The organism is Polynucleobacter sp. AP-Latsch-80-C2, assembly GCF_018882185.1.
GTDB lineage: Bacteria > Pseudomonadota > Gammaproteobacteria > Burkholderiales > Burkholderiaceae > Polynucleobacter.
Map to the genome: position 1 here is coordinate 99269 of NZ_JACVOY010000005.1, position 16702 is coordinate 115970.

The 16702-nt window shown below is 45.6% G+C and carries 19 protein-coding genes; 11 read left to right on the forward strand and 8 right to left on the reverse strand.

What is annotated here, in order from left to right; translation table 11 throughout:
* Positions 1-9: 9 nt before the first annotated feature.
* Entirely contained in the window at positions 10-1425 is a 1416-nt protein-coding gene (locus tag ICN47_RS07170) for an MBL fold metallo-hydrolase RNA specificity domain-containing protein (protein WP_216219253.1), read from the reverse strand.
* Positions 1426-1490: 65 nt separating this feature from the next.
* On the opposite strand from ICN47_RS07170, the gene ICN47_RS07175 reads away from it, so the two are divergent.
* Together ICN47_RS07175 and ICN47_RS07180 are read left to right on the forward strand one after the other, a co-directional pair.
* Positions 1491-2375: an NAD(P)H-hydrate dehydratase gene (locus ICN47_RS07175; protein WP_216219254.1), complete on the forward strand. Its 885-nt coding sequence runs from the start codon at positions 1491-1493 to the stop codon at positions 2373-2375.
* 6 nt (positions 2376-2381) lie between these two features.
* Complete coding sequence (locus tag ICN47_RS07180; protein WP_216219255.1) at positions 2382-3356, forward strand: DMT family transporter; 975 nt, start codon at positions 2382-2384, stop codon at positions 3354-3356.
* Positions 3357-3372: 16 nt separating this feature from the next.
* On the opposite strand, the gene ICN47_RS07185 is transcribed toward ICN47_RS07180, so the two are convergent.
* Positions 3373-3675 (reverse strand): protein tyrosine phosphatase, encoded by a 303-nt coding sequence (locus ICN47_RS07185; protein WP_216219256.1) that lies wholly within the window; start codon positions 3673-3675, stop codon positions 3373-3375.
* Positions 3676-3756: 81 nt separating this feature from the next.
* Here ICN47_RS07185 and ICN47_RS07190 point away from each other — a divergent pair, with 81 nt between their 5' ends.
* On the forward strand, positions 3757-4389 hold the full coding sequence (locus ICN47_RS07190) for an FABP family protein (RefSeq protein WP_216219257.1): 633 nt from the start codon (positions 3757-3759) through the stop codon (positions 4387-4389).
* 46 nt (positions 4390-4435) lie between these two features.
* On the opposite strand, the gene ICN47_RS07195 is transcribed toward ICN47_RS07190, so the two are convergent.
* The 4 genes from ICN47_RS07195 to ICN47_RS07210 form a co-directional block, all read right to left on the reverse strand.
* Positions 4436-5584, reverse strand: a complete 1149-nt coding sequence (locus ICN47_RS07195; protein WP_216219258.1) for an aminotransferase class V-fold PLP-dependent enzyme — start codon at positions 5582-5584, stop codon at positions 4436-4438.
* A 132-nt stretch (positions 5585-5716) separates the two neighbouring features.
* On the reverse strand, positions 5717-6862 hold the full coding sequence (gene tcuB, locus ICN47_RS07200) for a tricarballylate utilization 4Fe-4S protein TcuB (RefSeq protein WP_216219363.1): 1146 nt from the start codon (positions 6860-6862) through the stop codon (positions 5717-5719).
* Positions 6849-8258 (reverse strand): FAD-dependent tricarballylate dehydrogenase TcuA, encoded by a 1410-nt coding sequence (tcuA, locus tag ICN47_RS07205; RefSeq protein ID WP_216219259.1) that lies wholly within the window; start codon positions 8256-8258, stop codon positions 6849-6851. Before tcuA ends, tcuB begins: the two co-directional genes overlap by 14 nt.
* A gap of 79 nt (positions 8259-8337) precedes the next feature.
* Positions 8338-9252 carry a DMT family transporter gene (locus tag ICN47_RS07210; RefSeq protein ID WP_216219260.1) on the reverse strand — a complete coding sequence of 305 codons (915 nt, stop codon included), beginning with the start codon at positions 9250-9252 and terminating at the stop codon, positions 8338-8340.
* Between the two features lie 133 nt (positions 9253-9385).
* Here ICN47_RS07210 and ICN47_RS07215 point away from each other — a divergent pair, with 133 nt between their 5' ends.
* From ICN47_RS07215 to ICN47_RS07235, 5 genes are all read left to right on the forward strand, one after another.
* Entirely contained in the window at positions 9386-10531 is a 1146-nt protein-coding gene (locus tag ICN47_RS07215; RefSeq protein WP_216219261.1) for an L-lactate dehydrogenase, read from the forward strand.
* Positions 10532-10723: 192 nt separating this feature from the next.
* Complete coding sequence (locus ICN47_RS07220) at positions 10724-11323, forward strand: hypothetical protein (protein WP_255538963.1); 600 nt, start codon at positions 10724-10726, stop codon at positions 11321-11323.
* A 13-nt stretch (positions 11324-11336) separates the two neighbouring features.
* Entirely contained in the window at positions 11337-11528 is a 192-nt protein-coding gene (locus tag ICN47_RS07225) for a hypothetical protein (RefSeq protein ID WP_216219262.1), read from the forward strand.
* 111 nt (positions 11529-11639) lie between these two features.
* Entirely contained in the window at positions 11640-12182 is a 543-nt protein-coding gene (locus ICN47_RS07230; RefSeq protein WP_216219263.1) for a cytochrome b, read from the forward strand.
* A gap of 12 nt (positions 12183-12194) precedes the next feature.
* The gene (locus tag ICN47_RS07235; RefSeq protein ID WP_216219264.1) at positions 12195-12371 is read left to right on the forward strand and encodes a hypothetical protein; all 177 of its coding nucleotides are present in this window, start codon (positions 12195-12197) and stop codon (positions 12369-12371) included.
* Positions 12372-12426: 55 nt separating this feature from the next.
* Here the strand turns inward: ICN47_RS07235 and ICN47_RS07240 are convergent, their stop codons facing one another.
* Entirely contained in the window at positions 12427-13527 is a 1101-nt protein-coding gene (locus ICN47_RS07240; protein ID WP_216219265.1) for an alkene reductase, read from the reverse strand.
* A 74-nt stretch (positions 13528-13601) separates the two neighbouring features.
* Positions 13602-14540 carry a hydrogen peroxide-inducible genes activator gene (locus tag ICN47_RS07245; RefSeq protein WP_216219266.1) on the reverse strand — a complete coding sequence of 313 codons (939 nt, stop codon included), beginning with the start codon at positions 14538-14540 and terminating at the stop codon, positions 13602-13604.
* Between the two features lie 149 nt (positions 14541-14689).
* Between ICN47_RS07245 and ICN47_RS07250 the strand changes: the two genes are divergently transcribed.
* The 3 genes from ICN47_RS07250 to ICN47_RS07260 are packed head-to-tail and all read left to right on the forward strand — an operon-like array spanning position 14690 to position 16601.
* A complete protein-coding gene (locus tag ICN47_RS07250) occupies positions 14690-15175 on the forward strand; it encodes a rubrerythrin family protein (protein ID WP_216219267.1) in 486 nt (161 codons plus the stop codon).
* A 50-nt stretch (positions 15176-15225) separates the two neighbouring features.
* Positions 15226-15393, forward strand: coding sequence for a rubredoxin (locus ICN47_RS07255; protein WP_216219268.1), 168 nt, complete (start codon positions 15226-15228; stop codon positions 15391-15393).
* 38 nt (positions 15394-15431) lie between these two features.
* Positions 15432-16601, forward strand: coding sequence for an NAD(P)/FAD-dependent oxidoreductase (locus ICN47_RS07260; RefSeq protein ID WP_216219269.1), 1170 nt, complete (start codon positions 15432-15434; stop codon positions 16599-16601).
* Positions 16602-16702 lie beyond the last annotated feature (101 nt).

Sequence of the window (16702 nt, forward strand, 5' to 3'; positions counted from 1 at the left end):
CAATTTACTTTAGCACTGATAGGTATGCAATCTCTCAGGGATGATGACCTGCTGCCAACCCAATTCCTCGCGGATGGTCGCAGCAAATACAGAAGAAGACTCAGGCTCACCATGCACCACGAATACTGTTTTTGGTGATGCAGTAAAGCCTTTAAGCCAATCCAACAAGCCCGCTTGATCAGCATGCGCTGATAAACCGCCGATAGTATGCACAGAGGCTCTTACCAGCACCTCCTCTCCGAATAGACGTACCTTCTTAGCTTTATCCACCAAACGTCTACCTAAGCTGCCGTAGGCTTGAAAGCCCGTAATCACAATCGAGCTCTGAGCTCGCGGTAAATTATTAAACAAATGATGCACAATCCGTCCAGCATCACACATGCCACTTGCAGAAATAATAATTGCACCGCCCTTAATTCTATTGAGGGCCTTAGACTCTTCCACGTCTGCAATAAAGCGCAGATCTACTGCTGCTGGATGGTCCTTAAACCAGGCGAAAGTCTCTTGAGATTGCGTATCAAGCTGAGAGAAAAAATGCTGAGTCAAATGGGTTGCTGCTGTGGCCATTGGGGAATCTACCCAGATACTCAGATGTGGCAGTAAACCTCTTTTCACTAAGTCAATTAATAAAAATAAGATTTCTTGTGTACGCCCCACTGCAAATGCAGGGATAACGACATTGCCATGTCCCTGCAGGGTTGAGGAAACTACTTCAATAAATTCTTTCTCGGTATCTTGCAAGCTACGATGCAATCGATCGCCATAAGTAGATTCAACTACCAGAACATCTGCATTGGAAATAAGATCGGGATCGGGCATTAGCACTTTACCCTTCATGCCAATATCACCAGAAAATACACAGCGTTTTTTCTGCTGCCCATCCTCCTCAATATCAAGAACTGCAATAGCTGAACCTAAGATGTGCCCAGCATTATGAAACTCTAAATGGATGCCTGGCAAAGGGCTTATCACTTGACCATAATCTAGCACCTCAAGTTGTGCCAGAGCCATCTCAACTTCTTCACGAGAATAGAGTGCGACGGGCATCTCACCATGCCACTTTCCTGCCTTTTGTTTTCTTTCAGCTCTATCTACATCTGAGCGCTGCAAATAGGCGCTATCGGGCAATAAGATTTTTAGTAATTCAAAAGTAGCGCTAGTGCAATAGATGGGGCCACTAAATCCTTGCGCACACAGCCGAGGCAATAAGCCGCTATGGTCAATATGCGCATGAGTCAGCACGACAAAATCTAAATCTTTAGCAGCAAATGGTAATGGCTCTAGATTTTTGTTGGTGGCCTCACGACCCCCTTGAAACATCCCAAAATCAACCATGAAACGACGCGATCTTCCGGAGAGGAAAACCTCTATCGAATGACGTGAGCCGGTTACCTCGCCTGCCGCACCCAGAAATTGAATCTTCATTCTTCCAGCATACTCCGCCTTACAATAAGAAAACAGCCTAGATATCTATCCGATCCCCTAGAAAGATGACCCAAACTCCAACTCAACTCAATGCGCTTTCCTTAGCTGTTCACCTTAAGCGAGACCCCGCTGAGCACAAAGGAGATGCCGGCAAAGTTGTACTCATTGGTGGTGCACCAGGGATGGCGGGCGCACTTTTACTAGCAGGTAATGCTTGTATGCATTTGGGTGCGGGATGGACTATTTTAGAAATGCTTGACCCTAGCTCAGCCCATGCCTGCATGGATCATCCCGAACTCATGATTCGACTGGCCAATATGGAAGTAGTGAATGGTCTTGAGCATATCAAGTCTGATGTCATCGCCATTGGACCTGGGCTCGGAAATTCAACCTTAGCCCTGACTAGTCTTGAGAAGGCACTGAGCATACCTAAGATCCCTTTGGTAATCGATGCAGATGCTATTAACCAAATAGCGTCCTCGAAAGAATTACTAAAAACTCTGCAAGGCCGCAATCAACAATTTCCAGGTCAAACTGTTCTGACCCCTCACCCCGGTGAAGCCGCTCAGCTACTGAAATGTAGTGGAGCAGAAATTCAGTCGGACAGATTGGGCTCTATAGAGAAACTCGTTGAGTTGACAGGTTCAATAGTGGTTCTGAAGGGTCAACACACCCTACTCTCTTCCCCAGTAAACCCCATTACCGTTTGTCAAGAAGGAAATCCCGGTATGGGTACCGGTGGGATGGGCGATGTTCTCACTGGGAGCATTGCTGCAATTGCTGCCCAAGGGGTGAAGCATCACCTTAGTCTTTGGGAGTCTACTGAAATTGCCGTTCAACTCCATGCTCTTGCAGCGGATAGCTTGGTGAGCAAAGGGGTGGGTCCCATTGGACTCACGCCATCCGAAACTATTTTGGAGATGAGAAGCTTACTGAATAAGCTTCTATAAATCTTTATGCATTCAGTAAGCGCAGCACATCATCGACGTTATGTGTACGGCATCCTTATGGCCGCGATTGGGTCGATGCTGTTTTCCGGAAAAGCGGTTCTGATTAAGTTTGCCTATGCTGATGGGGCTAATGCTGAGACCCTCATTGCCCTCCGGATGCTGATGGCATTTCCCATGTTTTGTGGAATCTACTGGTGGCACTCACGCAAGAGCGTAATGAGCCCTCTTACTTGGCTTGATCGAGGCAAGTTAATTGGCCTAGGCTTTCTGGGCTACTTTCTTTCTAGTTACGTTGATTTCTTAGGCTTGCAATATATTTCAGTAGGACTAGAGAGAATCGTTTTATATCTCACCCCAACGATTGTGCTGCTCATCTCCTACTTTGTTTTACAAAAACCGATCTCACGTTTGCAATGGTATGCCTTAGTAGTCGGCTACCTAGGGGTCATCATTGTCTTCATTCAAGATGCTAGCTCCAGCGGGATACGCGCGTGGCTTGGAATGATTCTCGTATTTTCCAGTGCATGCTTCTACGCTATCTATATGATTGGCGCCGGAGAAATGGTCAAACGCATTGGTAGCGTACGTTTAGTGTTCTATGCCAGCTCTGCATCTGCAGTATTTAGCATCACGCAATCACTCCTCTATAACCCAAGCGCAATATTTGAACAGCTACCTCAAATCTATTGGCTAAGCTTATTGAATGCCAGCCTATGTACCGTCATTCCCATGCTCATGATTATGGTGTCGATTAATCGGATTGGGTCGCCTTTGGTTGCACAGGCCGGAATACTAGGCCCAGTCTCCACTATTTTTATGGGCTATCTCTTTTTAGCTGAACCCATTACCTGGATGCAGATTAGCGGAATGTCCCTAGTGATTGCAGCAATGTGGTTATTGGTGCGGAACAACCCAGAAAGCAAAAAGTCATCAGATAAAAATAAATCTGATGACTTTGACGGTGCTGAACCCCTCAACTGAGGAGGGGTTTACCAAGCTACTGTGCAGCAGGTGCTGGCGCTGGAGCAGCGGCAGGTGCAGCAGGTTGACTAACAGATTTAGCCTTTTTCTTAGACTTCTTCTTTGCTTTTTTCTCCGCTTTTTTATCTTTCTTTGATTTCTTAGTCTTTTTCTCCACCGTCTGCTCAACAGGTGCAGGAGCTGGAGCGGCGGCAGGTGCAGCAACAGGCGCCGGCGCTGGGGCTGGAGCAGGATCAGCCGCCATGACTGATAAAGGGGATAGGCCAATAGCAGCCGAGATCAAGGAGGTAATACTTAAGCGAGCAAAACGAGAAATCATGAAATTCTCCATTAATGTTTGTGGATAATTTGATAATACTCAAAAATTTGACTTAAATGCTTCATTTTTAGAAAGTTGTCTATGAACGATTTTCCCAGTGATATTTTTACTGAGCCTCAAGGCTACTCAGTTGATACCCTCAGCATGCTGGGACCCTTGACTGGTATGGCCGGAATTTGGGAGGGGGTACGAGGTCTTGATGTCAAACCCAAGGCAGACGGACCAAAGAAGCAAGCCTATGTTGAGCGCATTGAGTTGCAACCCATTGACCCCCAGACTAATGGCCCCCAATTATTTTATGGACTGCGTTATCACACCCACATCACCAAGCCAGATCAAGTCAAAACCTATCATGATCAAGTGGGTTATTGGTTATGGGAACCTGCAACAGGTAACGTCATTCACACGCTCACCATTCCACGCGGAATGACAACAATGGCGTGTGGAACAGCAAAGATGGATGCGAGACAGTTTGAGCTCTATGCAAAAGAAGGAGATCCTAATGCCGGCATCTCCTCTAATCCATTTTTAGAATACGCCTTTAGAACGGTTGAATATCGTATTCAGGTTAATATTCATGACAATGGAACCTGGTCGTATGAGCAAGATACCGTGATGAAGATTAAAGATCAGGATGCCTTATTCCATCATGTAGACAACAATACACTTCATAAAATTGGTGAAGCTACTCCCAACCCACTCGCCCGTAAATAAAAAAGGCCATCAACTGATGGCCTTTTAAATCTATAACTACTGTAACTTAAGCTGGCTGAGCTTCTGCTTCAGTAATTTTCTCCAACGCATTTGCAAGACTCTGCACGGTACGATCTACATTGGCCAATTTTTCTAGGCCGAACAAACCGATACGGAATGTGCGGAAATCTGGTCTTTCATCGCATTGCAGTGGAACACCTGCAGCAGTCTGTAGGCCAAGAGCAATAAATTTCTTACCAGATTGAATGTCCGGATCCTTGGTGTAACTCACCACCACGCCTGGGGCTTGGAAGCCTTTAGCTGAAACGGAGTCATAACCCTGAGAGACTAGCAATTGACGCACCTTATTGCCCAACTCAATCTGCTTCTCTTTTAGAGCAGCAAAACCAAGCGCTTGAGTTTCTTTCATCACATTGCGCAAGATCTTCAAGGCATCAGTAGGCATCGTGGTGTGATACACATGGCCACCCTTTTCATAGGCCTCCATAATTTGGAGCCATTTTTTGAGATCCATTGAGAAGCTGCTACTTTGAGTTGCATCAATACGCTCACGAGCTCTATCGCCGAGGGCAATTAATGCGCAGCATGGTGAACTACTCCAACCTTTTTGTGGTGCTGTAATTAATACATCGACATTACATGCCTTCATATCAACCCACATCGCGCCAGAGGCGATGCAATCCAAAACAAACAAACCATTCACCGAGCGAACTGCTTCGCCTACCGCTTTAAGGTAATCATCCGGCAAAATAATTCCGGCAGAAGTTTCCACGTGAGGAGCAAAGACTACAGCTGGCTTTTCTTTTTTAATGAAAGCAACCACCTCTTCGATTGGCGCAGGAGCAAAGACACCCTGTGTCGTATCTTCTAATTGCTTGCCCTTCAAAACCGAAATGTCATTCGTAATGTTGGCCATATCAAAAATCTGGGTCCAGCGATAACTAAACCAACCATTACGCAAGATCAAACACTTCTGCTGGTTTGCAAATTGGCGCGCAACCGCTTCCATACCAAAAGTGCCGCTACCGGGAACAATGACCGCGGAGCTTGCGTTGTAGGCGTCCTTGAGGACGCTTGAAATATCAACCATTACACGCTTGAATTCTTCAGACATGTGATTGAGGGAGCGGTCGGTATAAACGACTGAGAACTCCAATAATCCATCTGGATCAACGTTTGGTAATAAGCCTGGCATAGTAGTTTCCTAAGAATTTCTGAGGTGAGCCCTAAATGATACTGATTTAAGGCTATTTATGGGGATCGAAAATAAAAAGGGATTTACGACCCCTATTGGAGGCATCCCATGTTGGGTTTTGGATGCATTAACTTAATCGGCACCAAGTTGAAGCGTACTTTTTTGCCTTTTTTCAACTGCATTCTTTAATAATGCTGCAGTGCGGAAAATGCCATGGGCAAACTTGCCATAAGGCATCGTCAAAAAGAAACCCATCACAAAACCTAGGTGTACCGCTAACCAAACTGACATCCAAGCGGTATCGCGATATACCAATAGCAATAATCCAGAAGCGCTGATAAGCAAGAGCAGCAAAATAAACGCCCTATCCATTGGCTTTTGATCGATATCGCCATGCGCCTTATCGCGCTTGAAATTGAGATAGAGCAAACCAGACGGGCCAACAAGCAAACCAATACCGCCAAGTGTTCCCAAGATCACCGGCAAGCTATTCAAAGCATAAGGTGCTGACAATCCTAAAAGGTAGTGATACAAAGTGGCCACACTAGTTGCAGCAAAGCACAGCATAAAACCATAAAAAGTGAAGTGATGAAAACGCTTTCTCCAAAGGGAGAATGCATCATTCTCATTGTTGCAACCCTCACCGTGTCCACCACCGAGATACTTCAGTGTTAAGACATCATGCGTAGCTTCAGCAGCAGCCGCACCGGAAATAGATCCAGAGGAAATTTGACTCCAAAAACGGGTAACGCCAATCCCTAAAGCCAGAATAGCAAATAAGAATACTGCGCCAAACATCAACGCTAAAGTGTTGTGCGAGAAGATGGCATAAAAGTTTCCGCCATTGGGAGTGATCATCAAGTTGCCATTGATCGCTAGAGTTAACAGCAAGAATGCAATGAGAGAAAGCGAACTTGCCAGTGCAACCGTAATGCCATTCTTTTTATAGAGTTTTCCAAAGGCATGTGGCCATGCAAAATCAATGTAAGTTTCCTGACGGACCTTCGCCATCGCTAAAGGGACATTGACCGCGAAGTCATGTGGAGGTGCATATTGGCATGAATGCAAACAAGCGCCGCAGTTATGACAGAGGTTTGCAAGGTAATGCACATCTGCTGTATTAAATTCAATCCGTCTTGTCATCGCTGGAAAGACAGCGCAAAAACCTTCGCAATAGCGACAAGCATTACAAATCTGCATGATGCGTGCGACCTCTTGGTCTGCGCTTCCGCCACCAAGATTAGATGCTTCCTTGATTAAAGAATTAAGCTGCTGCATCATTTAACTCCGCTTTTAAGCCAATTGATTTTGCAGCACTCACACCAGCAATCCTGCCAAACACCGTACCAATAGTCATGCCAATTCCTGCTGTATAGCCCTTACCCAGCACATTACCGGCCATCATCTCGCCTGCAACAAAAAGGTTTTTGCTGGGCTTACCATCGAAGTAAACGGTGGCATCGTGATCAGTCTTTAGGCCTAAGTAAGTAAACGTCACTCCTGGCTTCACGGCATAACCATAAAAAGGGCCCACATTAATCTTTCTTGCCCAATGGGTTTTCGGAGGGCTTAAGTTTTCGGTATGACAATCATCTAAAGAAGTATGGTCAAAACTGCCATCAACGCATGCATCATTAAAATCCTGAATCGTTTTCAAAAAAGTGGCGCGATCAAGACCTAGCTTATCCGCCAATTCTTCTAAGGTATCTGCCTTCTCTCCAGGAAAGACGGGTGGCATAAAACGCCCAAGGGCTTTGGAGTCAATAATGGAGTAAGCAGTTTGACCAGGCTGTTGTGCAACTAATCGACCCCAAATAGCGTAACGCTTGGGCCAAAAGTCTTCACCCTCATCATAAAAACGCTCTGCATTTTTATTCACCACTACGCCCAAAGATACGCAATCAATGCGGGTGCAGATGCCACCGTCATACAGAGGTGCTCGCGCATCAATAGCAACCATATGTGCCTGGGTTGGATCGCCAATGGAATCTGCTCCAGCCCCAATCATGTATTTGAGAAGAACACCCATATTAAATTTAGTACCGCGAATCAAGAAATTATCTGCTGGGAACTCACCAATATCATTTTTTCCCCACGCCTCTTTCAACCACTCACGGTTGGACTCAAATCCACCAGCAGCTAATACGCACGACTTTGCTTCGATACGCTCTTTGCCAACATAGGCCGCTATAAATTGTCCGTCTTTAATTTCAAGAGAATCTACTGGGGAATCGTAGCGAATCTGAATGCCCAATTTCTCGGCACTACGGTAATAGGCATTCACCAACGCTTTGCCACCACCCATAAAGAATGCATTGGTTCGTGAGAGATGTAGGGTTCCCGACAAAGGCGCTTGAAAGTGGACACCATGCTTCATCATCCATGCACGACAACTGGATGAAGATCGAATGACCATCCTAGCAAGCGCTTCATTCGTTAGGCCACCCGTTACTTTGAGCAAGTCTTCCCAATACTCTTCTTCAGAATAGGTTCCCAACAAGACGTCCTGAGGACCATCATGCATCGCACGCAAATTTCGAGTGTGGCTAGAGTTTCCGCCCCGCCACTCTTTGGGGGCTGACTCCAGGATTGTTACGCTAGCACCAGCTTCACGCGCCATCAAGGCGGCGCAAAGAGCAGCATTGCCGCCACCAATTACGAGAACATCGACCATACATTCCGAAAAATCAAAAAAGCTAAAGGAGTAACTGTACTATTTTTTTGCGTTTCTTACCTGGACCAGGGCCAAGCTCTCAAGACTTGGGAGGGCGCCCTTTTGGCGATGAGACCCAGATGCCAGCCACAATTAATGCAAAGGCAGCGCCGTGGAATAAGCGAGGTGGTTCGCCCAGGATGGCTGCTGATAAAAGTGCCGTGAACAAAGGAATGAAATTAGCAAAAAAGGCAGCAACCGTAGGTCCAGCCCCATTAACGCCCAAGCCCCAGCAACGATAAGCAATCAATGAGGGGCCAATAGCCACAAATAGGATCAATGATCCCGTCCATAAGTTAAGGTCAACATAGGCATGTCCAGTAGCAATTTCAAAGCTATCAAAAAAACCTGTCCAAACAAGACCTACTAAAACTTGAGCCATCAAGAAATCTGCCCATGGCCACTGACGCTCAGTACTGGCTCCAGGACGACTGATCATCCAACTGTAAAAAGCCCAAAGGATTGTGGCGATCATGATTAATAGATCCCCTGCCACCATCTCCATTGACATCAAAGCGCTGAGATCGCCCCTGGTCAATACAACTGAGACGCCGACAAGAGAGACGGCCGCTCCAATCATCTGCAAGAAACTGGGTTTGACTTGATAAAAGACTGCGCCAATGATCAGCATCCAAATCGGCATGCTTGCTCCAATCAGCGTCACATTAATAGCTGAAGAAGTCTGTAGTGCAAGGTAGAGCAGCACGTTATAGCTTCCCACCCCAAATAATCCGAGCAGTAAAAAGCGAACTTTATTCTTCCATAATGGGCTGCTGGGCTTAAATACACGCCAACCAAAAGGCAGCAGCAATAAGGCAGCCAAACCCCAGCGTAAAGCGCTTAAGGTAATCGGAGAAACACTTCCAACCAATGCGCGTCCTGCAATAGCGTTTCCAGCCCATAAGGCCGTGGCAGTGAGGAGGTAGAAAACGGTTGCAAGATTAAGCTGGGGCATTTAGGAGGTTCAAGGATGAATAGGTATTCAGGGGCCCCAAGCAAGGGATACCCCACCATTGTAGAAACAAATCCTCGGTATTGCTAAGATAGAGCATAAATAAGGCAATACTCAATTAATTGAAGGACAAATAGTGGCAATCATCACCAATATTGAAGACTTACGAGTACTTCATAAAAAACGCACTCCCAAGATGTTTTATGACTATGCCGATTCAGGCTCTTGGACAGAGTCCACCTATCGAGCGAATGAGTCTGATTTTCAAAAAATTAAATTCCGTCAACGCGTAGCCGTTGATATGAATAACCGCACGACCAAAACCACCATGGTTGGCCAAGAAGTTACCATGCCAGTTGCTTTAGCACCTACCGGCCTCACTGGCATGCAACACGCTGATGGAGAAATTTTGGCGGCGATTGCTGCAGAAAAATTTGGCGTTCCCTTCTGCTTATCCACCATGAGTATTTGCTCAATTGAAGATGTGGCCGAGAGAACTACTAAACCATTTTGGTTTCAGCTCTACGTGATGAAAGACCGCGGCTTTATAGAACGACTCATTGAGCGCGCTAAAGCCGCAAAATGCTCAGCCTTAGTACTCACGCTTGATCTACAAATTCTGGGGCAACGACATAAGGATTTAAAAAACGGTTTAACAGCGCCTCCTAAACTCACCATTGCCAATATGATCAATATGGCCACCAAGCCGCGCTGGTGTATGGGTATGGCGATGACGCCACGTAGAACTTTTCGCAATATTGTTGGTCATGCATCCGGTGTAGGTGACATGTCTTCGCTTTCTTCTTGGACCGCAGAGCAATTTGATCCTAGCTTGAGCTGGGCAGATGTGGAGTGGATTAAAAAACTCTGGGGCGGAAAACTCATCATCAAAGGTATTTTGGATGAAGAAGATGCTCGCATGGCAGCAAATTCTGGCGCCGATGCTTTGGTAGTTTCGAATCATGGTGGACGTCAATTAGATGGCGCCATCTCTAGCATCGCCGCGCTCCCTGGCATCGTAAATGCAGTTGGAAACGATATTGAAGTATGGATGGACGGCGGCATTCGTTCAGGTCAAGATGTATTGAAAGCTTGGGCTCTAGGTGCACGGGGCACCATGATCGGACGTCCATTTCTTTATGGCTTGGGCGCTATGGGTGAAGCAGGCGTCACCAAATGTCTTGAGATCATTCAAAATGAATTAGATATCACTATGGCACACGTTGGCCATCGCGATATTCAAAATGTAACGACCGATATTTTGTACCCAGGAACTTTTTAAATTAAATATTTACTAAACCACCCTATCATCCTATTTGGGGTTTCCTTTGTCGTATTTACCCTAGCGGTTTGGATTGGCAACATCTTTCTCAGCCGCTATCGCACGAAAGACAGTGAAACCTCGCAGGATCTGGGAGTTATTCAAACAGCAACCCTCACCCTGCTAGCCCTCATCATCGGCTTTACCTTCTCCATGGCGATCAATCGCCATGATCAACGTGAGGTATTAGAGGAGGCCGAAGCCAATGCGATTGGTACCGAGTACCTTAGGGCTGACCTCTTACCCTCAAGCTCTGCGGCCAAAACTAAAGATTTACTTAATCAATATTTAGATCTTCGTATTTTGTTTTATTCCAAACAACCTCATGAAGTCGTGATCAATATTCGCCAACAGACTGATGAGTTACAAGAAGCTTTATGGAATGAGGTGCTTCCACAAGCTCGCACTCACAATACTCCCATGATGATGTTAGTAGTTTCAGGCATGAATGATGTTCTGAATGCTCAGGGCTTTGTTCAAGCGGCTTGGTGGAATCGCATTCCCAATACGGCCTGGACTTTGATGGGTGCTATTGCAATCTGCGCTAGTCTATTGATTGGTTTTGGTGCACGCAACTTCAAAAAGAATGTTGGCTTATTCATCATCTTCCCCTTTGTGATTGCCATCTCTTTTTTCTTGATTGCAGATATTGATAGCCCTAGAGGCGGAGTCATTCGCATTCAACCAAAGAATTTAATTACACTCAAAGAGTCTTTAAAGACTCATTTACCCGCAGCAATTCAGCGTCCATAAATAGGCGGTATACATGAAACGAGTAGTAGATGTTTTTAAGAACCGCGGCCGCGAACTCATCTGGACATACGTCATTGACCTGAGAAATGATGAAGAATTTCATCCTGGCCAAGCAGACTTTGAAATCGAGGCTTTGAGGCTCTCGCAACTCGATAAGCGAGGCGCTGTAAACGAGTTGAGCGCCAAAGTTAGACTCAATAACTAAGATCATCCCCACCCTCAGGGGGTAATTAGAGATGAATTAACCCTATAAGATGTATTGGTAATAAGAATGATTATCATTTATATTAATGAATAAATTATTCACATCCAATGTATGCAAACCAAACACTATCACCCTGCTTCCATCTTCCTACATTGGCTCGTTTTCCTCCTATTCATAGCGGCCTTCATTGCCATCGAATTAAAAGGGCAATTCCCAAAGGGTAGCGAGCCTCGTGAGCTTTGTAAAACTGTTCACGGTGTCTTTGGACAACTCATCTTTATAGCAATGGCTCTCAGACTGATAATTCGTTTAGTTTATGGCGTTCCTAAGCCCAGCAACCCAAAACCTGTATTCATCTCTTTAGCTAAAGCAATGCATTGGTTACTGTACGCCCTGCTTTTAATAGCGCCTATCTTTGGCGTACTGTATTTTCAGTATGGTGGCAAAGAAATCCATTTCTTTGGATTGGTATGGCCTCAACTGCTCACCCCTAATCCAGAGATGAAAAAGACAGTAGAAGGAATTCATGAATTCTTAGGAAACTCGCTGTATTTCTTAATTGGAATACATGCCTTAGCCGGCTTATGGCAACATTACGTACTGAAAGACGATACACTTCGTCGCATGTTAAATAAGATTAAAGCGCACGCTTAAGGATTACACAGGATGAAACCACTCTCTAAAAAAGCTAAAGTGGCAATTGGCTGGACTGTATTAATGACCGTTGTAGGCACTGCCATGTTGCATCAATGGCAATTCTTTGCAATGGGCTGCGCCTCTCTCGCATTGCTGCTTGTAGCCAATCATTACGATCTTCTCAAAGATCCTGAAGATAAAAAATAAGACCTCTATTCCCGAAAGAATGAGGTCTTATATTCTGCGTTAAGCAGAAGTGACATTAGAGCGTTGGGTAGTCGGTATAACCAGCCTCTTGTCCGCCATAAAAGGTAGCTCGGTTATAAGGATTTAACGGTGCATTTTTCTGGAAACGCTCCGCTAAATCTGGATTCGAAATATACAAACGTCCGTAAGCTACTGCATCCGCTAAACCATCTTCCAAAACCTTCTCACCCATCGCCTGATCATATCCACCCGCAGTCATAAATTTTCCTTGATAGGCGGAGCGGAACATTTCTGAGGTAATAGGAGCATCTTCAAGTACTTGGTCACCACCACCAGCACTGGTTGAGCGCGGCTCAATCATATGCACATAGGCCAAGTTATAGCCATTCAACTTCTGAATAGCGGCAGTAAATAATGCTACTGGATCGCTGTCACCCATATCATTAAAGGTGCCATAAGGTGAAAGACGAATACCAATGCGATCGCTTGGGAAAACTTTAGCAACCGCTTCAATAACCTCGCCCAAAATACGCAAGCGATTTTCTATTGATCCGCCATATTGATCCTGACGTTGATTGGTTTTGTCTTGTAAAAATTGATCCAATAAGTATCCATTGGCCGCATGAATCTCAACACCGTCAAAACCCGCTGCTTTGGCATTTTGTGCCGCCAACTCATACTCCTTGAGTAAGCGAGCAATATCTTCAACACTCATTGCTTTTGGTGTTTCATAATCTTGCAGCTGCCAATCAGCCCCATAAGTTTGACCTGCAGGAGCAATTGCTGAAGGCGCTTCTGGAACGCCATGCTCTGGATGCAATGAAGAATGAGAAATACGTCCGACGTGCCATAGCTGCGCAACGATCGCTCCACCCTTAGCATGTACTGCCTCAACAATTTCTTTCCATCCCGCAGTTTGCTCTGGTGTGTAAATTCCAGGAGTCGCGGGATAGCCCATACCCAGCGGTGAAATTTGAGTGGCTTCAGTGATGATCAAACCAGCACCGGCACGCTGTGAATAGTAGGTTTTAGCGAGTGGATTAGGAACATGTCCAGCGATAGCACGCATTCTTGTGAGAGGTGCCATAACGAGACGATTCTTCAATTGAATTGCACCGAGACTAACGGGGGTAAACATAATTTCTTTGCCGGACATATAACTCTTTCTATTTTCTGAAAATGATTCGAATGGATGACTGTAACAAGTTTTACTCTAGAGCGCAGGAGAGTCTATTTAGAAATGCCTCGGGTACGCTTCAGGCCCTGGCTCATTTCTGAGCATTCTTTTATGCAGCTTGATAAAGCTAAAAACTCTTCTTGGTGTGCAGTAGATGCTCTAGCTACCAAGGCAATGACCCTTTTAGGAGCTGGCGTTGCTAGTGGACGTGCCTCGAGATCAGAATGATTGAGCAGGCCACTCTTAATGGCCATCTCCGGCAACAAGGCTATGCCTAGCCCTGACTCCACCATCTGAATCAAAGTTAATAAGCTAGTTGCCTCATAGCCATCGACATTCCGGATATCGGATTTTTTGCAAGCTTGCATACTGTGTTCACGGATGCAATGACCCTCTTCCAGTAATAACAAACGATCCGCCATCTTGATGGGTAGCGTGATTTCTTTTGCCTTTAAGGCGGGATCATCACTTCTGGCAACCAACCAAAACTCATCGCTAAATAATTCTTCCACTAGAAGATTACCAAGCTCATAGGGCAAAGCAATTAATGCAAAGTCCAACTGGTGATCTGCAAGTCTGGTTAAGAGATTGGCCGTCAAATCCTCGCGCAAGGTAATTTTGAGATTAGGAAAACGCTTGCGGATCTTGGGCATTACCAAAGGCAATAAAAATGGGGCAATCGTTGGAATTACACCCAAGCGTATCGTTGCCGACATCGGCTTGCCCAGTGACTCGGCCCGCTGAACCAAATCTTCGGAGGCAGCCAAAATAGTCTTAGCGCGCCCTAGTACTTCTAAGCCAGCAGGCGTAATGGAGACATTTTGACGATCACGCTCAAATAACTGAACCCCAAGACTCTCCTCGAGCTCCTTTAATCCCGCACTCAGAGTGGATTGCCCAACAAAGCAAGCCTCGGCAGCCCGCGTGAAATTGAGCTCCTTAGCGAGCGCCACCAGATAGCTCAACTGCCTTAAAGAGGGTAAATAAGCCATATGGCCTCCTTATCGATTTATTAGATAAATAATATCATTACTATTCATTGGACTGATTAATCAATTCAGCGCAAACTTCATCCCATGGTGAAGGAAGCATGAATACCTAAACCCCTAACACTGTTAATCATTGAAGAAAGAGGAGCAAGATGGCACGTCCTGAAATTAAAACCTTCCAAAATTTGGAGTCTGCATTTGCTGGTGAATCTATGGCTCATATTAAGTATCGCTATTTTGCAAAACTGGCTCGTGCTGCTGGCGACGAAGAAACAGCTAAGATTTTTGAAGCCACTGCCGATCAAGAAATCATGCATGCTTTTGGTCATTTAGATTTGCTCTACCCTGCGCAAACAATCACGCCAGCGCATGCCTTAGAGATCGCTATTGAAGGTGAAACCTATGAATACACAGAAATGTATCCAAGCTTTCGCAAGACTGCTGTAGAAGAAGGCAATGCCGCTGCAGTAACAGAGATTGATGAGCAAATTGCAGAATCTAAAGAGCATGCTGAGCAATTTAAAGCAGTCTTAGAAAAGGCAGCAAAACGCTTTGCAGCCCTCGCAAATGTAGAAGAACGTCATGCGAATCACTATAAACAGGCCTTAGAGAAGGCAAAGATATTTGCAGCCGGTTGAGCAGCAATGAGTAATTAAATTTAAAATGAATGATCTATTAAGGAAATCAGATGAAAACTTGGCAATGTATCGTGTGTGGTTTTATTTATGACGAAGCAAAAGGCTTGCCGGAAGATGGTATTGCTCCTGGCACCGCATGGGCTGATATTCCGGAAGACTGGGAATGTCCAGACTGCGGAGTAGCCAAGTCTGATTTTGAAATGGTTCAGGTAAGCTAAGTCTTTCATCTAATAACGCAGCACTAGGGAGCTCAGCTTTGGAACAAAAAACATCATTACCCCAATCTGCCATCACCATTATTGGTAGCGGATTGGCTGGGTACACAGTGATTCGTGAAATACGAAAATTAGATAAAACGATTCCAATCACCCTCATTACCAAAGAGCCTGGATACTTTTATTCCAAGCCTATGCTCTCGACTGCCCTCGCCAGCAAAAAGGATGCTGCCCAACTAGTATCCACACCGCAAGATGGCATGGCTACCCAATTAGAAATTACCATTCTTTCACACACTGAAGTCAATGCCATTGACGTGACTGGTCAGACAGTAGTAACCAATCAAGGCTCATTCCCTTATGGGAAATTGGTTCTTGCATTAGGTGCAGATCAAATTCGCTTACCTCTACAAGGCGATGCTGCGGATGAAGTTATCACCGTCAATGACTTAGAGGATTATGCAAAATTTCGCCAGCTGATTGATGGCAAAAAAAGAATTGCCATTTTGGGAGCGGGACTGATCGGCTGCGAATTCGCCAATGACTTGGTGATTGGCGGCTACGAAGTGGATGTCATCGATCTAGCACCTCAAGCCTTAGGGCGCCTTCTGCCTGCCGAAGCTGCAACAGCGCTTCAAGAAAAATTAAGTGCTGCTGGCGTTCGCTGGCACTTTGCGACAACCTTACAAAGCATTGACCACAAGAATGATGCCCTTGAAATTGCCCTTGCTAATGGCGCCTGCTTGAGCAGTGATGTTGTGCTGTCAGCAGTGGGACTTAGACCACGGCTAGACTTAGCGAAAGCTGCTGGTTTGCAAACGAACTTGGGTATTGTGGTGAATCGCGAACTGGAAACGAGCGTAAAAAATATCTTTGCGATTGGTGATTGTGCCGAAGTTGATGGGCTAGTTCTCCCCTATGTAATGCCAATCATGCAAGCAGCCAGAGCGTTAGCACCAACACTCACCGGCCAAACCACCGCCCTAATCTATCCCGCAATGCCAGTCATGGTCAAGACACCCGCATTACCGACAGTAGTTTCTCCGCCGGCCAAAGGAGTGTCTGGCCATTGGAAAACAATCATGGTAGATGGTGGAGTAGAGGCACGCTTTGAATCACCTGAAGGCAGGTTGCTAGGCTTTGCCTTAATGGGAAGCGCTACCACCCAACGTGCAGCACTTACTAAAGAATTGCCGCCGATACTGGAATAAACGCTGTCTGAGCGCCTACTGGTAGCGGCTTAAATTCATTGCCAATAAAAAGGCCCGCATGGCGGGCCTTTTTAACTTCAGAGAATTACTCTCAGAGAGTG

Coding starts and splice junctions, on each gene's coding strand:
- ICN47_RS07170 (WP_216219253.1), bottom strand. CDS start 1,425: ATGAAGATTCAATTTCTGGGTGCGGCAGGCGAGGTAACCGGCTCACGT.
- ICN47_RS07175 (WP_216219254.1), top strand. CDS start 1,491: ATGACCCAAACTCCAACTCAACTCAATGCGCTTTCCTTAGCTGTTCAC.
- ICN47_RS07180 (WP_216219255.1), top strand. CDS start 2,382: ATGCATTCAGTAAGCGCAGCACATCATCGACGTTATGTGTACGGCATC.
- ICN47_RS07185 (WP_216219256.1), bottom strand. CDS start 3,675: ATGATTTCTCGTTTTGCTCGCTTAAGTATTACCTCCTTGATCTCGGCT.
- ICN47_RS07190 (WP_216219257.1), top strand. CDS start 3,757: ATGAACGATTTTCCCAGTGATATTTTTACTGAGCCTCAAGGCTACTCA.
- ICN47_RS07195 (WP_216219258.1), bottom strand. CDS start 5,584: ATGCCAGGCTTATTACCAAACGTTGATCCAGATGGATTATTGGAGTTC.
- tcuB (WP_216219363.1), bottom strand. CDS start 6,862: ATGCAGCAGCTTAATTCTTTAATCAAGGAAGCATCTAATCTTGGTGGC.
- tcuA (WP_216219259.1), bottom strand. CDS start 8,258: ATGGTCGATGTTCTCGTAATTGGTGGCGGCAATGCTGCTCTTTGCGCC.
- ICN47_RS07210 (WP_216219260.1), bottom strand. CDS start 9,252: ATGCCCCAGCTTAATCTTGCAACCGTTTTCTACCTCCTCACTGCCACG.
- ICN47_RS07220 (WP_255538963.1), top strand. CDS start 10,724: ATGGCGATCAATCGCCATGATCAACGTGAGGTATTAGAGGAGGCCGAA.
- ICN47_RS07225 (WP_216219262.1), top strand. CDS start 11,337: ATGAAACGAGTAGTAGATGTTTTTAAGAACCGCGGCCGCGAACTCATC.
- ICN47_RS07230 (WP_216219263.1), top strand. CDS start 11,640: ATGCAAACCAAACACTATCACCCTGCTTCCATCTTCCTACATTGGCTC.
- ICN47_RS07235 (WP_216219264.1), top strand. CDS start 12,195: ATGAAACCACTCTCTAAAAAAGCTAAAGTGGCAATTGGCTGGACTGTA.
- ICN47_RS07240 (WP_216219265.1), bottom strand. CDS start 13,527: ATGTCCGGCAAAGAAATTATGTTTACCCCCGTTAGTCTCGGTGCAATT.
- ICN47_RS07245 (WP_216219266.1), bottom strand. CDS start 14,540: ATGGCTTATTTACCCTCTTTAAGGCAGTTGAGCTATCTGGTGGCGCTC.
- ICN47_RS07250 (WP_216219267.1), top strand. CDS start 14,690: ATGGCACGTCCTGAAATTAAAACCTTCCAAAATTTGGAGTCTGCATTT.
- ICN47_RS07255 (WP_216219268.1), top strand. CDS start 15,226: ATGAAAACTTGGCAATGTATCGTGTGTGGTTTTATTTATGACGAAGCA.